Raw genomic sequence first — 13,798 nt, forward strand, 5'->3', positions numbered from 1 at the left:
TGTAGCGCTCGCTTAGTGGTCCCGGGCCATCAAGAAATCCGCGATCTCCAGCAGCCTTGTAGGGTCGGCGAAGTTTCCTTCGGAAATGACCCGCTTGGCTTCTGCCGTCAGTCGCTCGACTTCATGCCTCGATGCGTCCAAACCGATGAAGTACGGATAGGTCACCTTTTCCTGCTTCACATCGCTTTGTACCGGCTTCCCGAGCTTGGACTCATCCCCGACGAGATCCAGGATATCATCTTGAATCTGAAAAGCAAGGCCGATATGATGCCCGAAGGTACGCAAGGATTCGATCTGGGAGTCGGAGCACCCGGCAACATGGCCGCCCGCCATCAGCGAGAACATGATCAGATCACTGGTCTTGTGCAGGTGAATATACTCAAGCTGCTCTAACGTCGTGATCCCTTGCTCCCCCTCCATGTCGGCCACCTGACCGCCTACCATCCCCCGCGGACCTGCATACTCCGCAAGATCCTCCACGATCGACAGCACGCGCTCTGCTGGAACCCCATGCTTTCTTGCAGCCTGGATGACGCTGTAAAAGGCATGCGTCAGCAAGGCATCACCGGCCAAAATCGCGCTAGCCTCGCCAAACACCTTATGATTCGTCGGCTTGCCGCGGCGGTAATCATCATCGTCCATCGCCGGCAGATCATCATGGATAAGGGAATATGTATGGACCATTTCCACCGCGCAGGCTACCGGAACGGCTGCTTCACGGCTGCCGCCGCCCGCCTCGCATGCCGCAATGACAAGCAGCGGACGCATTCGCTTGCCGCCTGCCATTAAAGAATACGACATGGACCGCGATAGGGTTTCAGGAACTTTCCAGCCTGACGGAAAAAGATTCGTGAACTCGCTGTCCAGCCTGTCACAAATTTCATTCATATATTGATGGATCGTAAGTCTGTTATTCACCCAGTTCACCTGTCTCATCCAGCGTCCCGCCGAATGGCTTCCGCTTCAATTCTCCGCCCTCTTCCACGATCATTTCGATTTTCTGCTCGACCTGCTCCAGCTTTTTGCTGCACATCTGCGACAGCTTCATGCCCTGTTGAAATAAATCGATGGCTTTTTCAAGCGGCACATCTCCGTCTTCCAGCTGCTCAACGATCGTCTCCAGCTGAGCCATCGCTTCTTCGAAGCTGATCTCCAGTGTTTCATTCGCCAATCTCTTCATCCTCCTTCATTCCCCACACTTGACATTGCAGCTGTCCATCGTTGACCCTTACGTTCACCAAATCACCTAATTGCACGTCTTCTATCGATTTAACAAGCTTTTGCTCTTTCTCGTCATACACGAGACTGTAGCCTCTCGACATGATCTTCAGCGGGCTGAGTGCATCGAGATGACGCATCTCGGTTTGCAGCTGCGACATCTTGGACTTCATGATCGACTGCATCGCATTCATTAACTGCCGGTTGGCCTGCTCTTTCCTTTTGGCGGCGAACTCCGCTTGAGTCCGCGGATTATATCGGATCAGGCCCTGGTGCAGCGATTTTTGACGCTGGCGGACCAGGGAGAGCCTGGATTTCAGGTGGCCCTGCAGCCGCTGGGACAGCATGTCCAGCCGTTCGGCATGCTGAAGCATATACCGGCGGGGATGCACCAGGACCGGGGACCGCTGAAGCGATATCAAACGTTCACGGCTCCGCTGAAGGCGTTGCTGCAGCCCCTGATTCAGCTGGCGCTGTCTTTGGGCAAGCTGCCCTCTCAGTTCTGCGGTGCTCGGAACCGCAAGTTCCGCTGCGGCCGTTGGTGTGGCAGCTCGAAGATCCGCGACAAAATCGGCGATCGTAAAATCCGTTTCGTGCCCGACGGCCGAAACGACCGGAATATGGGATTGATAAATGGCCCTTGCAACGATCTCCTCATTAAACGCCCAGAGTTCTTCCAGTGATCCGCCACCGCGCCCAACGATTAGCACATCAGCCTCTGCCATGTCGTTCATCGTCCGAATGGCCTTGACGATCGAAGGCGCAGCCCCTTTGCCTTGAACCAGCACTGGATACAAAATGGCGTTCGCCTGAGGATAGCGCCTCCGGATCGTAATCATGATATCCCGCACGGCAGCCCCTGTTGGCGACGTGATCACGCCGATCGTCTTGGGATAGCGCGGCAGCGGCCGCTTGCGATCGGCAGCAAACAAGCCCTCTTCCTCCAGTTTCGACTTCAGCTGTTCATAAGCGAGGTACAAGCTGCCGATGCCGTCCGGCTGCATTTGGACGGCGTAGAATTGGTACTGACCATCCCGTTCGTACACCGACACATTGCCCCTCGCTATGACTCGCGACCCTTCCTTGGGGATAAAAGGCAGCCTCTGGTTATGAGTCGCAAACATAATCGCACGAATCCGGCTGCCTTCATCCTTTAAGGTAAAATACATATGTCCGCTGGAATGATGGGTAAAATTCGATATCTCGCCTCGGATCCATACGTCGGATAGCCTGGAGTCGCCTTCCATCTTCATGCGAATATATCGGTTTAAATCCTTAACGGATAATACTCGTCCTGGATCGGCCGTCTTCATGTCAGGCCAGCCCATTCAGCCTTTTGGCGGCTATCAGTGTATTCTGCATGAGCATCGTGATGGTCATCGGTCCAACCCCTCCGGGAACCGGAGTAATCGGGCCGGACACGGCCTTCACGCTCTCAAAGTCAACATCCCCGGCAAGCTTTCCGTTCTCCAGGCGGTTCATGCCGACATCGATAACGACGGCACCGGGTTTTACGTAGCTGGCATCAATCATGTTCGCTCGGCCGATCGCCACGACTAGGATGTCCGCTTGACGCGCGATTTCCGCCATATTCCCCGTTTTGGAGTGGCACATCGTAACGGTCGCGTTCTCGCGCTGAAGAAGAAGAGATACCGGTTTGCCGACAATATTGGATCTCCCGATCACGACCGCATGTTTGCCTGCCATCTCAATGCCTGTCCGCTTGATCATTTCAATAACGCCGGCCGGCGTGCATGGCAGGAGACTGTCATCGCCTATTACGAGGTTACCCACATTAACCGGGTGGAAACCGTCCACGTCCTTCTCCACCGCAATCGCATCGATGACGGACTTTTCCTCGATGTGTTTAGGCAAAGGTAGCTGGACAAGAATCCCATGGATGGATTCCTGGGCATTGAGCTTGTCCACAAGCGCGAGCACTTCGTCCTGGCTGGAATCCGCGGGCAGACGATGCACCTCGGAATAAAAGCCCAGATCGTGGCATGCTTTCTCCTTGTTGCGAACGTAAACATGCGAAGCCGGATCATCTCCTACAAGTACAACAGCCAAACCAGGACGTACATTCTGCTTGGACAATTGTTCTACTTCTAACGCAATCCCCTTGCGAATTTCTTCCGAAATCTGTTTTCCGCTAATAATCGTTGCTTCTGTCATCCTGATCTCTCCTCCATTATGATTGAATCTTTACGTTTCAAGCCGGGCATGAACAAACGTGCAGATTTAGGACTGACGCAGCTTCACCTTGACTTGATCCAGCTCTTGAATCATCCGGCCCAGTACGCCGTTGACGAACTTGCCCGATTCCTCGGTTCCGAAATGCTTGGACAGTTCGATCGCTTCGTTAACCGCCACTTTCCCGGGCACGTCATCGCGATAAGTCAGCTCGTACACGGCCAGTCGCAGGATTTGACGATCCACGCGGGAAAGACGGCTTACCTGCCAGCCTTTCAAATAATGAGCGAGGAGATTGTCAATCGAATCCTTGGATTCCCATGTCCCGTTGACCAGCTGCAGAACATATTCCTTCATTTGAACCTCGTCGCCGATGACCCGCTCGGTCTCATTCTCTTCGGCCGCTTCGGAGAGCAGCATCGACACGGCTTCCATGCTGTCGACTTCGTTCATCTCCATCTGGTAAAGGCTCTGAACGACAATCTCTCTAGCTACACGTCTTTTCATTATGTTCCTCCTGTGGACCCTGCCGAATCCATTTTTCTAATTAGTATGATCCATTTGCCGTCAAGACTTGACAACAATTAAACGCCAAAAAAAAACCTGTGAATATCTCTCTCCGCAAAAAAGGCGCACTACACCTGTCCTCAGCATTTTTTCCGGAGAAAGCATATCACAGGGTTCATTTAAACGGCCGCCAGCGCTCGGAAAGCCAGCGTCCCCATTCCTGAAAGTGGAAGATGGAGCCCTGGTTCAGATCCTTTCGCTTGCCAAATATATAGCCGATAAATACCACTAATGCAAAGAACAGCATATCCCAAAAACCGGATAATAAATAAATCAGTCCGCACACAAGCCCGCCGGCCACCCCGGCAATCCTTCCTCTGTGACTCTCCCATATTTCTTTCCAAGGCATTTGGGAAGCTCACCTCTATTCCACGCGGCTCTTGAAGCTTGGTGCCTGAACCACGTTAGCAATATATACGGATACGGATGATACGGGTATTCCTGTTGTATCTTCAACGAAGTCGTGCACTTGCTTCTGCACTTCGGTAGTCAGCGCAGGAATGGATTCCTCGCCATCAACCACGGCCCGAATCGCAATATCAAGACCCGACTGGGATACCTTGATCCGCGATTTCAGATCCTTCACTCCGCGGACGCGCGAAGCCGCCTTCAAGCAGAGATTCTCGATCGTCTCCACGGAGATTTGGATATCGCCGAATTCCGTTCGCTGATCGATGGAGTTCAGGTTCGAGCGATCGCGCCTGACGGAGATGTAGAAAAAACGGATGCTCAGCAAAAACAAAACCGCAGCTACGATAATTCCAGCCCAGAAAAGGCGTTGTTCCTGAACATTCGTTAATTCGTAAGGAACAGCGCCACTCAACAGGAGGATGGCAACTACGGATATAACACCGATACTTAAGCTGTAGATAAACAGCAAAAGTCTGTCCATGATTTTGGCCACGATTCAGCACAGCCTCCTTAAATTAGATTAAACCCTCGACATCGCTGCCCAGGGCTAGCCTGAAACTATTCTATTTGACGCGTTGAGCCAAATCCAATTCTTCCGTCTTCTCCACGGATTTCATGAAATGGACGTCATGAATATGTACATTGACTTCAATCACCGTAAGCCCTGTCATATTCTCAATCGAACGTTTCACGTTGCGCTGGATTTCCCCGGCAACTTCCGGAAGACGATGGCCATATTCCACGATGACGGATACGTCAACGGCAGCTTCCCGTTGTCCGACTTCCACTTTAACGCCCTTGGATAAATTCTTGCGTCCGAGCAGCTCCGCAATGCCGCCTGCAAAGCCTCCGCTCATCCCCGCAACACCGCGTACCTCGACCGTAGCGAGTCCGGCGATGACTTCAATTACTTCCGGTGCAATCTGAATCTCACCGATATCTGTACGTTCAAATTCTGTAGGCAAAGTTTCCGCCATTGTCTCAACACACCTTTCAGAATAAGTTAGCGGATGCACCCGAACTGCATAACGCATGCGCTCTTATTACTCATACTATACCATTTGGCCAAGTTTATGACAAACTTGGCCAAAGGTTTTAAATCTCATTTTCTTCCAAAAACTTAATATCGAAGTCGCCCTTCAAGAAGGTAGGATGCTTCAGCAGTTTCTGATGGAACGGGATGGTCGAATAGATCCCTTCAATCTCGAATTCAGCCAAAGCGCGTTTCATCTTCGCAATCGCTTCATCGCGGGTCGGCGCCCATACAATGAGCTTGGCAATCATCGAATCGTAATAAGGCGAAATCGTGTAACCGGGATATGCCGCGCTGTCCACCCGCACGCCAGGACCGCCCGGAGGCAGATAGAATTGAATGGTTCCCGGTGCAGGCATGAAGCCCTTGTCCGGATTCTCGGCATTGATCCGGCATTCGATAGACCAGCCATTAATGACGACATCCTCTTGACTGAAGGAAAGCGTGTTGCCTTCAGCAACGGAGATCATTTCCTGAATCAGGTCCACGCCGGTTACCATCTCCGTTACCGGATGCTCCACCTGAATCCGCGTGTTCATCTCCATGAAGTAGAACTGTCCGTCCTGGCCCAGCAAAAATTCAAGCGTGCCGGCACCGGAGTAGTTTACCGCTTTTGCCGCGCGAACGGCAGCTTCACCCATCCGGCTGCGTACCTCTTCACTTAGCACCGGACAAGGAGCTTCTTCAACCAGCTTCTGTCTCCGGCGCTGCACGGAACAGTCACGCTCCCCGAGATGCACGGCGTTGCCGTGTTTATCGGCGATAATCTGAATCTCCACGTGCTTCATGCCGGTGAGATATTTTTCAAGATACACGCCAGCATTGCCGAAAGCCTTCTGGGCTTCCTGCTGCGCGTTCGTAATCTGTTTGATCAGCGATTCCTCATCCTCGGCGATCCGAATCCCCTTGCCTCCACCGCCTGCGGTCGCTTTGATAATGACCGGATAACCGATGTCGCGTGCGAGCATGACGGCCTCGTCCAGATCCTCGACCAATCCGTCGGACCCGGGAATAACCGGAACCCCCGCATCCTTCATCGTTTGCTTCGCCACCGCCTTGTCGCCCATACGGTTGATCGCGTCGGCGGAAGGGCCGATAAAGGTAATGTTGCAGGATTCACAGATCTCCGCGAAATCCGCGTTCTCGGCCAAAAAGCCGTAACCGGGGTGAATCGCGTCACACTCGGTCAGCGTAGCCACGCTCATGATATTGGTGAAATTCAAATAGCTGTCTTTTGATAATGTAGGGCCGATGCAATAGGCCTCGTCCGCCAAGCGAACATGCAGAGATTCTCTGTCCGGCTCCGAGTATACGGCAACGGTTGCGATGCCAAGTTCCCGGCAAGCCCGGATGATACGGACGGCTATCTCTCCGCGGTTTGCGATAAGCACTTTTTGAAATGTCATGCAGTAACCTCCTTCGGACTCATACGACTCTCGTTCTTGGCGAGTCCCTCCATATTACTCCGGCTTCACCAGGAACAGAGGCTGCCCGAATTCTACAAGCTGACCGTTTTGCGCGAGAACCTCAACGATTTCGCCCTTAATCTCTGCTTCCAGTTCATTCATCAGCTTCATGGCCTCGATGATGCAGACCGTCGATTTCTCCGTCACCTTGTCCCCCGGGCTTACAAACGGCCCAGCCTCCGGCGATGGGGAACGGTAGAAGGTTCCTACCATCGGTGATACGATTTTATGTAATGAGCTGTTGCTATCCTCCGCTGAATCCTGCTGAGGTGCCGCTGCAGGTGCTTGATTCCCCGTATTCGGCTGTACGATCTGCGGTGCCATCACTTGCTGAGCCGGTATGTACGCTTGCGGCGCGGCCTGATAGTTGTTAACGACCTCGGCTGCATTGGGTTTCTTAATGGATAAGCGTGTACCTTCGCTCTCAATCTCCAGTTCATGCACGGAAGTTTGATCCACCAGCTTAATAAGTTCCTTAATTTCGTTTAATTTAAACATGATCGACGTTCACTCCTTCACTTTCTTGGAAGCCCTTGCTTAGGACAGTCAGTCAATAGCTTAGAGTATTATATCACAATCGAGCGAAATAGAAAGAGCCCAAGGCAATCCTTAGACTCTTTCGGGTTTATCGTATATCCGTGGTTTATGTTGAAATCTGCGGACAAGCTTATGGCGCAACATATTGGACGGTTACTTTATCCGGCGAAACCTTCAATTCCTTCATCACAAGACTGACGATGTCCGCCGCGCCTTTGGCATCGAGTTTCTCGCTCAGAACGACCACATTATATTTCTGGCTCTCTTCTTTTACTACGGCGTTGCCGAATTGCTGCTGCAGCGTTTCCTCGATGCTGAGAATGACTTCCTCTTTCGCTTCCGCCGCTTTCAACTGCTGGGTAGCTTGTGCGGTTTCCTCCGGTTTATTTTCATGGTTGTCGATTTTTGTCATCAATTCATCGTATAATTTATTATTTTTTTGTGCACGGTCCAGTTTATAGGAATCCAGCTGTGCGATTGCAGACGTTGCATTGGCCGCCACTTCCTCCAACACTTCTTTATCCGATTTTTCGCCGCTCGTGCTGCTGGTATCCTTGGAAGTCTCTGCTTCGTCCTTGCCGGTGCTGCTGGCGTCTTTGGATTTATCGGCTCCGTCCGTGGATTCCTTCACTTCCGGTTCTTGCGGCTTATTCGCTTCTCCGGCCGCTTTCCCTTGATCATCCTGCTCGCCTTGCGTTGCCTCTGCAGGATCCTCCGTGCCGGTTACGCCCGTATCCGTCGTTCCGGTCCCTTGCTCGTTGGCTCCGGAATCTCCGTCCGTGCCTTCTTCGAGAACTTCGTTCACAACCAGCTCGTCGCCTACGGTTCCATTGGCTTCCTGTCCTGCGCCGGGCTTCTGACCGTCCACCTGCGTGCTCTCGGCAATCGGCGGCGCTTTCGTTCCCGAATCGTCCGTGAACAAGTAGTAGGCGGACAGGATGACCATTAAACTAAGCATGGATACTAACCATATGGTTTGTCTTTTGTTATTCATTTGAACTTTTCCTCCTTTAATTGAAAACCTGTGGCACGAATGATCGGATCATCCGTAGGACTTTACGTTATTCCTGTTTGCGAGGGACAACGGATATGCGATAAGATGGAACGTTCAAACCCCGCTGGATCGCATCCACGATCAAGCTCTTGACGACTTCATTCTCCGCCCCCTTGGCTACGACGAGCACGCCGCGGACCTGAGGTTTGATCTTCTTGGTCACGATCGGCGTCTCTTCGCCCGAAGAATCATAGGTGACGATCTGGCCGTCGCGCTGGTAACTCGTGACATGGCGTTTCCCTCCGTTGGCATCGGTTTCTTCCGTGAGTTCCTGCGTATCCTTCATATTTCGCTGCACCACCAGTTCTTCCGTAGATTCCACGGTCACCATGACATCCACGGACCCGACGCCAACGATCTGTTCCAGCATGGTCTTGGTGCGCATTTCGAAATCCTGCTCGATGCTCTCGAATTCACCGCCGCCGCTGCTGCTCGCAGCCCCCTGGGTTGTTGAGACCGCGGCGGTGTCCGGCGGCGGTTCGCGGCCGATATTCTCATGATCGAGCTTCTTGACATTGACGAAGGAGTTGAACAGCATGATCGCGACGCCGATCAGGCCAAGAATGATCAGCCACCTGAAAGTCTGCATCTTCCTTGCTCCGCCGGCCCCTCCCCCAAGCCACTGCTCCAACCGCTTCAACCAATTTCCCATCCTCCTCACCTCCGCTACAGCTTGTTGTCCTGATCCTGCCCCGGTGCATATATCCTGATCAGTTCCGGCTCCAAATCCCATCGGCGGCTAATGTAATCCCGAACCGGTTCTGCTCTGGCTTCCTCGGCTTTGCTGACTGGCTCTGCGCTTTCTTTTGCTGCCGCCTTCCCATCCTTCTCCTGTGCCATGGAATTCACGTTCACCTGAACGGAATCCACTGGCGTTACGCCGATGGGACGCCTGTCGTCTTCCCCTACTTCTGCAGTCGCCGGCCCATCCCCAGCCAGCCTTACGTCAACGGAGCGTATCGCAGCGCCGGCATATTCCTTGCCCTGCCCGGCAACCGCGGACAGCACCACCCTGACCTCTTGAACGGCTTCCCCTGTTTCAGCCGTGATCTCTTCTTTCATCACCTTGGCTAATTCATTGCCTGCCCATTGAAGGCTTTGACTCTGCTGCGTATCCTTGAGCTTTTCGGCCTGTGCCATGATATGCTCCAGCTGAATTTCCTCCGGCAGCCCCTTCTCCTGCCGCTCCAGTTCCATCGCCAGTTGGTTCTCCGGCGGATCCGTAATGAATGTAATGATGGGACTGAGCAGCGTGAGCAGAATCAACAAGCTCAGGACCAGCCTAGCGTAGCGTTCAAGCGCCTTCCCGGGCAGGATCAAATCAACGAAGGACGCAAAGAGAACCACCATGATGACGCTTTTCAGCCAATCTCCAAGCCAGTCCATTCGTCATACCTCCTAAGCTTTGTCGCCGCTTATCATCTGTCTCACCTCATCATGACGGTGATGTTGGCAGCCGTGAGCAGTATCGTTATGGCGAGAAAGAACATCAAGCTCACCGCGGCCAAGGCCGCGAAAACGTACAGCATCGTCTTACCGATCGTCTGGAGACAGGTGCCGATTGGGGTATCGCCAAGCGGCTGCATGACCGCCGCCGCGACGTTATATATCAAGGCAAGCGTCAAGATCTTGATCGCAGGAAATGCGCAAAGGAACAAAATGATGATGACTCCCGCCAGCCCGATGGAATTCTTCACTAGCAGCGAAGCCGAGATCACAGTATCCGTCGCATCTGCGAACATCTTGCCGACTACCGGAACGAAATTGCCGGTTACGTATTTGGCTGCCCGGATGGTTACGCCGTCCGTAACCGAGCTGGTCAGCCCTTGAACGGAGATAACCCCGAGGAACACGGTAAGCAGCACACCCAGGACGCCCATCGAGATCCCGCGCAGCAGGTTCCCCAGCTGGGTCAGCTTGTACTTTTCGGATAAGGAACTAACCAGATGCAGCAGAGCCGAGAAGAACAGAAGCGGGAACACCATCGTGCTGATCAGCGTGCCTACCGTATGTACCATGAATATGACCAGCGGGTGGGCCACCGAGACGGTGACGACATTGCCCATCGAGGCCATCAGCGCAAAGAGCAAGGGAAGCATGGCCATCATGAAATCGATCATTTGGGTGATGGCGTCACGCGCATATCCGATCGCGATGCTGAAGCTGTTGACCGCGATGACCAGGACCACCATGTAACAGATCGTATACGCTACCCGGCTCACGGTGCTTTTTTCGAAGGCCGTCTGCAGGTTCTCAAGGATTAGGCTCATAATGCTAAGCATGACGATGGTCGCCAGCAGCTTGCCGTTATAGAGCACCTCGTGCCACAGAAATTTTCCGATACCGGACATAACCCCTTTGAAACTCAGCCCGTCGCCGCCCGGCAGCAGCATATCCATCAGGGAGGGCGTCTTGCCATCCGGGAAGAACCCGCCGTAATCCTTCATGAGCCGGTCCCAGTATTTCTCGACCTGATCCGTTGGCAGCTGCTGCGTCTGCTGCTCGACCCATTCATCGGCCGGATTGGCGGCGGCAGCCGCACCGATCGTCCCGCAGAGCCATCCGGACAGCAACAGCATCGGGATCAGTAGGCAAAACACGGCCAAGCCTCTTCGAAGTGTTGCTCCTGTCACCATGTCCCCCCACCTTTTTTCAAGCCGGGAGGAGCTTCAGGACCGTCTCGATGATGATCCCGATAATCGGTACAGCGAGCACCAATATGAGCACTTTTCCCGCCAATTCTATTTTGGATGCGATCGATTCCTGTCCGGCATCTCGAACGATCTGTGCCCCCATCTCCGCGATATAGGCGATTCCGATGATTTTCAGAACCGTCTTCAGATAGATGATCTGAACGCCGGAATTCTCCGCCAGATCTTCCAGCATGGATATGACATTACCGATCTTTCCGATCAGGAACAGGAAGATGAGGAGCGATGTCGCCAGGGCGAGAAGAAAGGCAAAGAGCGGTTTCTGTTCCTTGACAATCAAGATCAGCACGGTAGCGATGATGCCCAATCCTACCACCTGGATAATTTCCATAAATGTCCACCTACTGGAATAGAAAAATACTTTTGATTTCCTTCAGCAAATCGTCTAGCAGCCTTACGACCATAAACAATACAACCACGAACCCGATGAGGGTTACCCAATGCGCCATGTCCTCTTTCCCCATCTGTTTCAGGACGGTATGAATCATGGCAATAATGATGCCAATACCGGCAATCTGGAAGATCGCGTTCACTTCAATGTTCATTTCCCTTGGCACCTCGCTAAAAGATCAATATGACGATCAATGCTCCAATGAGCAGTCCCAGACTTTTGCTCATTTTTTCATATTTGACCTGGTCATCCCTTGCCGCTGCTTCTTCATGCTTGAGCTGTCCCACGGCCAGAGCGATATGTTTGATCTGGTCCTGTCTGTCACTGGTGCCAAGTACGCCGCTTAGCTGTTCCAACACCTCGCGCTCGGCACTTTTCATCGATGTGCGTTTCCAATATTCGCCAAGCGCCTTGCGGATGCTGTCCTGTGCGGATAAACCGTAATCGGGTCTCATATAAAGCGCTGCGGAGGCCAATAAAGATTTGAGCGGTTCACGAAGGGAACCGCCGATTCGCTCCAGCGCGTCGGGCAGCGGCGTAAAGCCGTAGCTGATTTCCGTCTCCAGCCGTTGAAGCGCGAGAATAAGTTCTCGCAGCTGTCTGGGTCTTGCTGCGAATTGCTGGGCTTGGTAGAATCCGGCTAAGGTTCCTGCACCCAGCACGAGCACGGCCCCGACCAGTTTAAGCATAGGCATCACCTCCCGGCTGGCCGCTGATAGCCGTCTGAAGCGTTCGCTGGCCTCCGTCATACAGCTTGTATGATCGGTGGTCGCCCGTTCGGCTAAGAACCGCATACATTTCAAACATCCGGTTCTCCAGAAGTCCCGAGAGGGCGGGCCGGCCCCGCATGTCCTGAACGGATGAGCCATGCGCCGTTGCAATTACGCTGATGCCGGCATGCAAGGCCTCAATCACCGCTTCCGCATCCTCCGGCCGGCCGATCTCGTCCACAATGAGCACGTCCGGAGACATCGAACGGATCATCATCATCATCCCTTCGGCTTTCGGACAGCCATCCATTACGTCCGTGCGAGGGCCGACATCGAATCCGGGTACGCCGCGCAAACAACCCGCGATCTCGGAACGCTCGTCGACGATGCCCACCTTCATTCCCGGCCAATGCACGGAAGAGTTTCCCCACTTGCCGTAGCTGATCTGTCTAGCCAGGTCTCTGAGCAGCGTCGTTTTGCCTTGCTGGGGCGGAGATAAGATCAGCGAGTGCATTACCCTTTTCCGTTTCCGGTCTAGCAGATGAGGAAGGATGTCGTCCGCGGCTCCCTGTATTTCCTTGGCAATCCGGACATTAAATCCGCTGATATCCCGGATGTGCTCCACCCTGCCGCCGCTCAGCACCGTCCGGCCGGTCAGCCCGACCCGATGGCCTCCTGGTATGGTGATAAACCCCTTTCGCAGCTCCTCTTCCATGGTGTAGAGGGAATGATTGCTGATAAGGTCCAGCAGCCTATGGGTATCTTCACGCGTCGGCTTATACGCTTCTTCAGGCCGTAAGGTGAGTCCGCCTCGCCTGTCCAGGAAATGATGCTTGCCCGCCGAATTGATCTCCAGCGGACGCTCCTCCCGGATCCGTACCTCCTCCACATGTTCGAGAAGCTCTTTCGATAGGTTCAGCAGCATGCGTTTAACGGTTTCGGGAAACAGGTCTAACCAATTCAATGTCATATCAATTTCCCCCAGGTTGTCCTTTGTGATCATCTTCTAATAAGAGAACTTCATATCCCATGTGTATGCTTGTACCTGAAAAATATGCAGCGAATCTATCATTTTTTTAAAACCCCGTATAAGAGACAGGAGACGCCGCACAATATCCAGCCGATCTTCCCCCATGACAATTTATCTGCCATTCCCACCAGGCCGATGGTTGTGGTCACAATCAAAATGAGCGGGCCCGTAAACGCCAATGCCGAATTCACGGCAAGCGCTTTATCGACTTGGTTCAGGCGCAGCATGATGATGGCCGCGACGATCTCAAGGCTGCCCGAGAAAATCCGAAGCGTTGCCATACTAGCGACAAACTTGTCCAGCATGCGATATATCCTCCTTCTTCCTTCTTCACATGTGTGATGATTAAAAATATGCGGGGCCCTCTCGTTTTATCTCTATTTTTTCAATTTCATAGAAGGGATCTTCGAATCTTTCAGTCAGCACAAAAAATCCCGGTCATAAATGACCGGGATTAACTCTATGAATATCGATGAT

At 53.0% G+C, this 13,798-nt stretch carries 19 protein-coding genes; all 19 read right to left on the bottom strand.

The features are described 5' to 3' along the window. Positions 1–12 precede the first annotated feature (12 nt). On the bottom strand, positions 13–936 hold the full coding sequence (locus tag BMX45_RS18620; protein ID WP_175495140.1) for a polyprenyl synthetase family protein: 924 nt from the start codon (positions 934–936) through the stop codon (positions 13–15). Next, positions 911–1,171 carry an exodeoxyribonuclease VII small subunit gene (xseB, locus tag BMX45_RS18625; protein WP_009591232.1) on the bottom strand — a complete coding sequence of 87 codons (261 nt, stop codon included), beginning with the start codon at positions 1,169–1,171 and terminating at the stop codon, positions 911–913. The genes BMX45_RS18620 and xseB overlap by 26 nt, the downstream gene beginning before the upstream one ends. Further along, the gene (xseA, locus tag BMX45_RS18630) at positions 1,161–2,531 is read right to left on the bottom strand and encodes an exodeoxyribonuclease VII large subunit (RefSeq protein ID WP_090911040.1); all 1,371 of its coding nucleotides are present in this window, start codon (positions 2,529–2,531) and stop codon (positions 1,161–1,163) included. The genes xseB and xseA overlap by 11 nt, the downstream gene beginning before the upstream one ends. A 1-nt stretch (position 2,532) precedes the next feature. Further along, a complete protein-coding gene (folD, locus tag BMX45_RS18635) occupies positions 2,533–3,393 on the bottom strand; it encodes a bifunctional methylenetetrahydrofolate dehydrogenase/methenyltetrahydrofolate cyclohydrolase FolD (RefSeq protein ID WP_090910971.1) in 861 nt (286 codons plus the stop codon). A gap of 66 nt (positions 3,394–3,459) precedes the next feature. Next, the gene (gene nusB, locus BMX45_RS18640) at positions 3,460–3,918 is read right to left on the bottom strand and encodes a transcription antitermination factor NusB (RefSeq protein ID WP_090910972.1); all 459 of its coding nucleotides are present in this window, start codon (positions 3,916–3,918) and stop codon (positions 3,460–3,462) included. 175 nt (positions 3,919–4,093) lie between these two features. Further along, positions 4,094–4,327: a DUF2273 domain-containing protein gene (locus BMX45_RS18645; RefSeq protein ID WP_009591264.1), complete on the bottom strand. Its 234-nt coding sequence runs from the start codon at positions 4,325–4,327 to the stop codon at positions 4,094–4,096. A 15-nt stretch (positions 4,328–4,342) separates the two neighbouring features. Continuing rightward, positions 4,343–4,882, bottom strand: a complete 540-nt coding sequence (gene amaP, locus BMX45_RS18650; protein WP_090910973.1) for an alkaline shock response membrane anchor protein AmaP — start codon at positions 4,880–4,882, stop codon at positions 4,343–4,345. Positions 4,883–4,952: 70 nt separating this feature from the next. Further along, complete coding sequence (locus BMX45_RS18655) at positions 4,953–5,366, bottom strand: Asp23/Gls24 family envelope stress response protein (RefSeq protein ID WP_009591235.1); 414 nt, start codon at positions 5,364–5,366, stop codon at positions 4,953–4,955. Positions 5,367–5,484: 118 nt separating this feature from the next. Then, the gene (gene accC, locus BMX45_RS18660) at positions 5,485–6,828 is read right to left on the bottom strand and encodes an acetyl-CoA carboxylase biotin carboxylase subunit (protein ID WP_015734455.1); all 1,344 of its coding nucleotides are present in this window, start codon (positions 6,826–6,828) and stop codon (positions 5,485–5,487) included. Positions 6,829–6,882: 54 nt separating this feature from the next. Beyond that, a complete protein-coding gene (accB, locus tag BMX45_RS18665) occupies positions 6,883–7,386 on the bottom strand; it encodes an acetyl-CoA carboxylase biotin carboxyl carrier protein (protein ID WP_009591273.1) in 504 nt (167 codons plus the stop codon). A 169-nt stretch (positions 7,387–7,555) separates the two neighbouring features. Then, positions 7,556–8,419, bottom strand: a complete 864-nt coding sequence (locus tag BMX45_RS18670; RefSeq protein ID WP_090910974.1) for a SpoIIIAH-like family protein — start codon at positions 8,417–8,419, stop codon at positions 7,556–7,558. A 67-nt stretch (positions 8,420–8,486) separates the two neighbouring features. Continuing rightward, positions 8,487–9,131 carry a stage III sporulation protein AG gene (gene spoIIIAG / locus BMX45_RS18675; RefSeq protein WP_090910975.1) on the bottom strand — a complete coding sequence of 215 codons (645 nt, stop codon included), beginning with the start codon at positions 9,129–9,131 and terminating at the stop codon, positions 8,487–8,489. A gap of 14 nt (positions 9,132–9,145) precedes the next feature. Then, a complete protein-coding gene (spoIIIAF, locus tag BMX45_RS18680; RefSeq protein ID WP_090910976.1) occupies positions 9,146–9,865 on the bottom strand; it encodes a stage III sporulation protein AF in 720 nt (239 codons plus the stop codon). A gap of 41 nt (positions 9,866–9,906) precedes the next feature. Beyond that, positions 9,907–11,058: a stage III sporulation protein AE gene (gene spoIIIAE / locus BMX45_RS18685; RefSeq protein ID WP_254778134.1), complete on the bottom strand. Its 1,152-nt coding sequence runs from the start codon at positions 11,056–11,058 to the stop codon at positions 9,907–9,909. A 73-nt stretch (positions 11,059–11,131) separates the two neighbouring features. Next, positions 11,132–11,521, bottom strand: a complete 390-nt coding sequence (spoIIIAD, locus tag BMX45_RS18690; protein WP_090910978.1) for a stage III sporulation protein AD — start codon at positions 11,519–11,521, stop codon at positions 11,132–11,134. A gap of 10 nt (positions 11,522–11,531) precedes the next feature. After that, positions 11,532–11,735, bottom strand: a complete 204-nt coding sequence (gene spoIIIAC, locus BMX45_RS18695; RefSeq protein WP_007129715.1) for a stage III sporulation protein AC — start codon at positions 11,733–11,735, stop codon at positions 11,532–11,534. A 16-nt stretch (positions 11,736–11,751) separates the two neighbouring features. Further along, positions 11,752–12,270 carry a stage III sporulation protein SpoIIIAB gene (spoIIIAB, locus tag BMX45_RS18700; protein WP_090910979.1) on the bottom strand — a complete coding sequence of 173 codons (519 nt, stop codon included), beginning with the start codon at positions 12,268–12,270 and terminating at the stop codon, positions 11,752–11,754. After that, a complete protein-coding gene (spoIIIAA, locus tag BMX45_RS18705; RefSeq protein WP_090910980.1) occupies positions 12,263–13,261 on the bottom strand; it encodes a stage III sporulation protein AA in 999 nt (332 codons plus the stop codon). Before spoIIIAA ends, spoIIIAB begins: the two co-directional genes overlap by 8 nt. Positions 13,262–13,359: 98 nt before the next feature. Further along, positions 13,360–13,626, bottom strand: coding sequence for a YqhV family protein (locus BMX45_RS18710; protein WP_090910981.1), 267 nt, complete (start codon positions 13,624–13,626; stop codon positions 13,360–13,362). Positions 13,627–13,798: the final 172 nt, after the last annotated feature.

This window comes from Paenibacillus sp. cl141a, assembly GCF_900109305.1.
GTDB classification, from domain to species: Bacteria; Bacillota; Bacilli; order Paenibacillales; family Paenibacillaceae; genus Paenibacillus_AQ; species Paenibacillus_AQ lautus_A.

What these genes read in the sequence shown, in the direction of transcription:
- BMX45_RS18620 (WP_175495140.1), bottom strand. Translation starts at nt 936, where the DNA reads ATGAGACAGGTGAACTGGGTGAATAACAGACTTACGATCCATCAATAT.
- xseA (WP_090911040.1), bottom strand. Translation starts at nt 2,531, where the DNA reads ATGAAGACGGCCGATCCAGGACGAGTATTATCCGTTAAGGATTTAAAC.
- folD (WP_090910971.1), bottom strand. Translation starts at nt 3,393, where the DNA reads ATGACAGAAGCAACGATTATTAGCGGAAAACAGATTTCGGAAGAAATT.
- nusB (WP_090910972.1), bottom strand. Translation starts at nt 3,918, where the DNA reads ATGAAAAGACGTGTAGCTAGAGAGATTGTCGTTCAGAGCCTTTACCAG.
- BMX45_RS18645 (WP_009591264.1), bottom strand. Translation starts at nt 4,327, where the DNA reads ATGCCTTGGAAAGAAATATGGGAGAGTCACAGAGGAAGGATTGCCGGG.
- BMX45_RS18655 (WP_009591235.1), bottom strand. Translation starts at nt 5,366, where the DNA reads ATGGCGGAAACTTTGCCTACAGAATTTGAACGTACAGATATCGGTGAG.
- accC (WP_015734455.1), bottom strand. Translation starts at nt 6,828, where the DNA reads ATGACATTTCAAAAAGTGCTTATCGCAAACCGCGGAGAGATAGCCGTC.
- accB (WP_009591273.1), bottom strand. Translation starts at nt 7,386, where the DNA reads ATGTTTAAATTAAACGAAATTAAGGAACTTATTAAGCTGGTGGATCAA.
- BMX45_RS18670 (WP_090910974.1), bottom strand. Translation starts at nt 8,419, where the DNA reads ATGAATAACAAAAGACAAACCATATGGTTAGTATCCATGCTTAGTTTA.
- spoIIIAG (WP_090910975.1), bottom strand. Translation starts at nt 9,131, where the DNA reads ATGGGAAATTGGTTGAAGCGGTTGGAGCAGTGGCTTGGGGGAGGGGCC.
- spoIIIAF (WP_090910976.1), bottom strand. Translation starts at nt 9,865, where the DNA reads ATGGACTGGCTTGGAGATTGGCTGAAAAGCGTCATCATGGTGGTTCTC.
- spoIIIAE (WP_254778134.1), bottom strand. Translation starts at nt 11,058, where the DNA reads ATGCTGTTGCTGTCCGGATGGCTCTGCGGGACGATCGGTGCGGCTGCC.
- spoIIIAD (WP_090910978.1), bottom strand. Translation starts at nt 11,521, where the DNA reads ATGGAAATTATCCAGGTGGTAGGATTGGGCATCATCGCTACCGTGCTG.
- spoIIIAC (WP_007129715.1), bottom strand. Translation starts at nt 11,735, where the DNA reads ATGAACATTGAAGTGAACGCGATCTTCCAGATTGCCGGTATTGGCATC.
- spoIIIAB (WP_090910979.1), bottom strand. Translation starts at nt 12,270, where the DNA reads ATGCTTAAACTGGTCGGGGCCGTGCTCGTGCTGGGTGCAGGAACCTTA.
- spoIIIAA (WP_090910980.1), bottom strand. Translation starts at nt 13,261, where the DNA reads ATGACATTGAATTGGTTAGACCTGTTTCCCGAAACCGTTAAACGCATG.
- BMX45_RS18710 (WP_090910981.1), bottom strand. Translation starts at nt 13,626, where the DNA reads ATGCTGGACAAGTTTGTCGCTAGTATGGCAACGCTTCGGATTTTCTCG.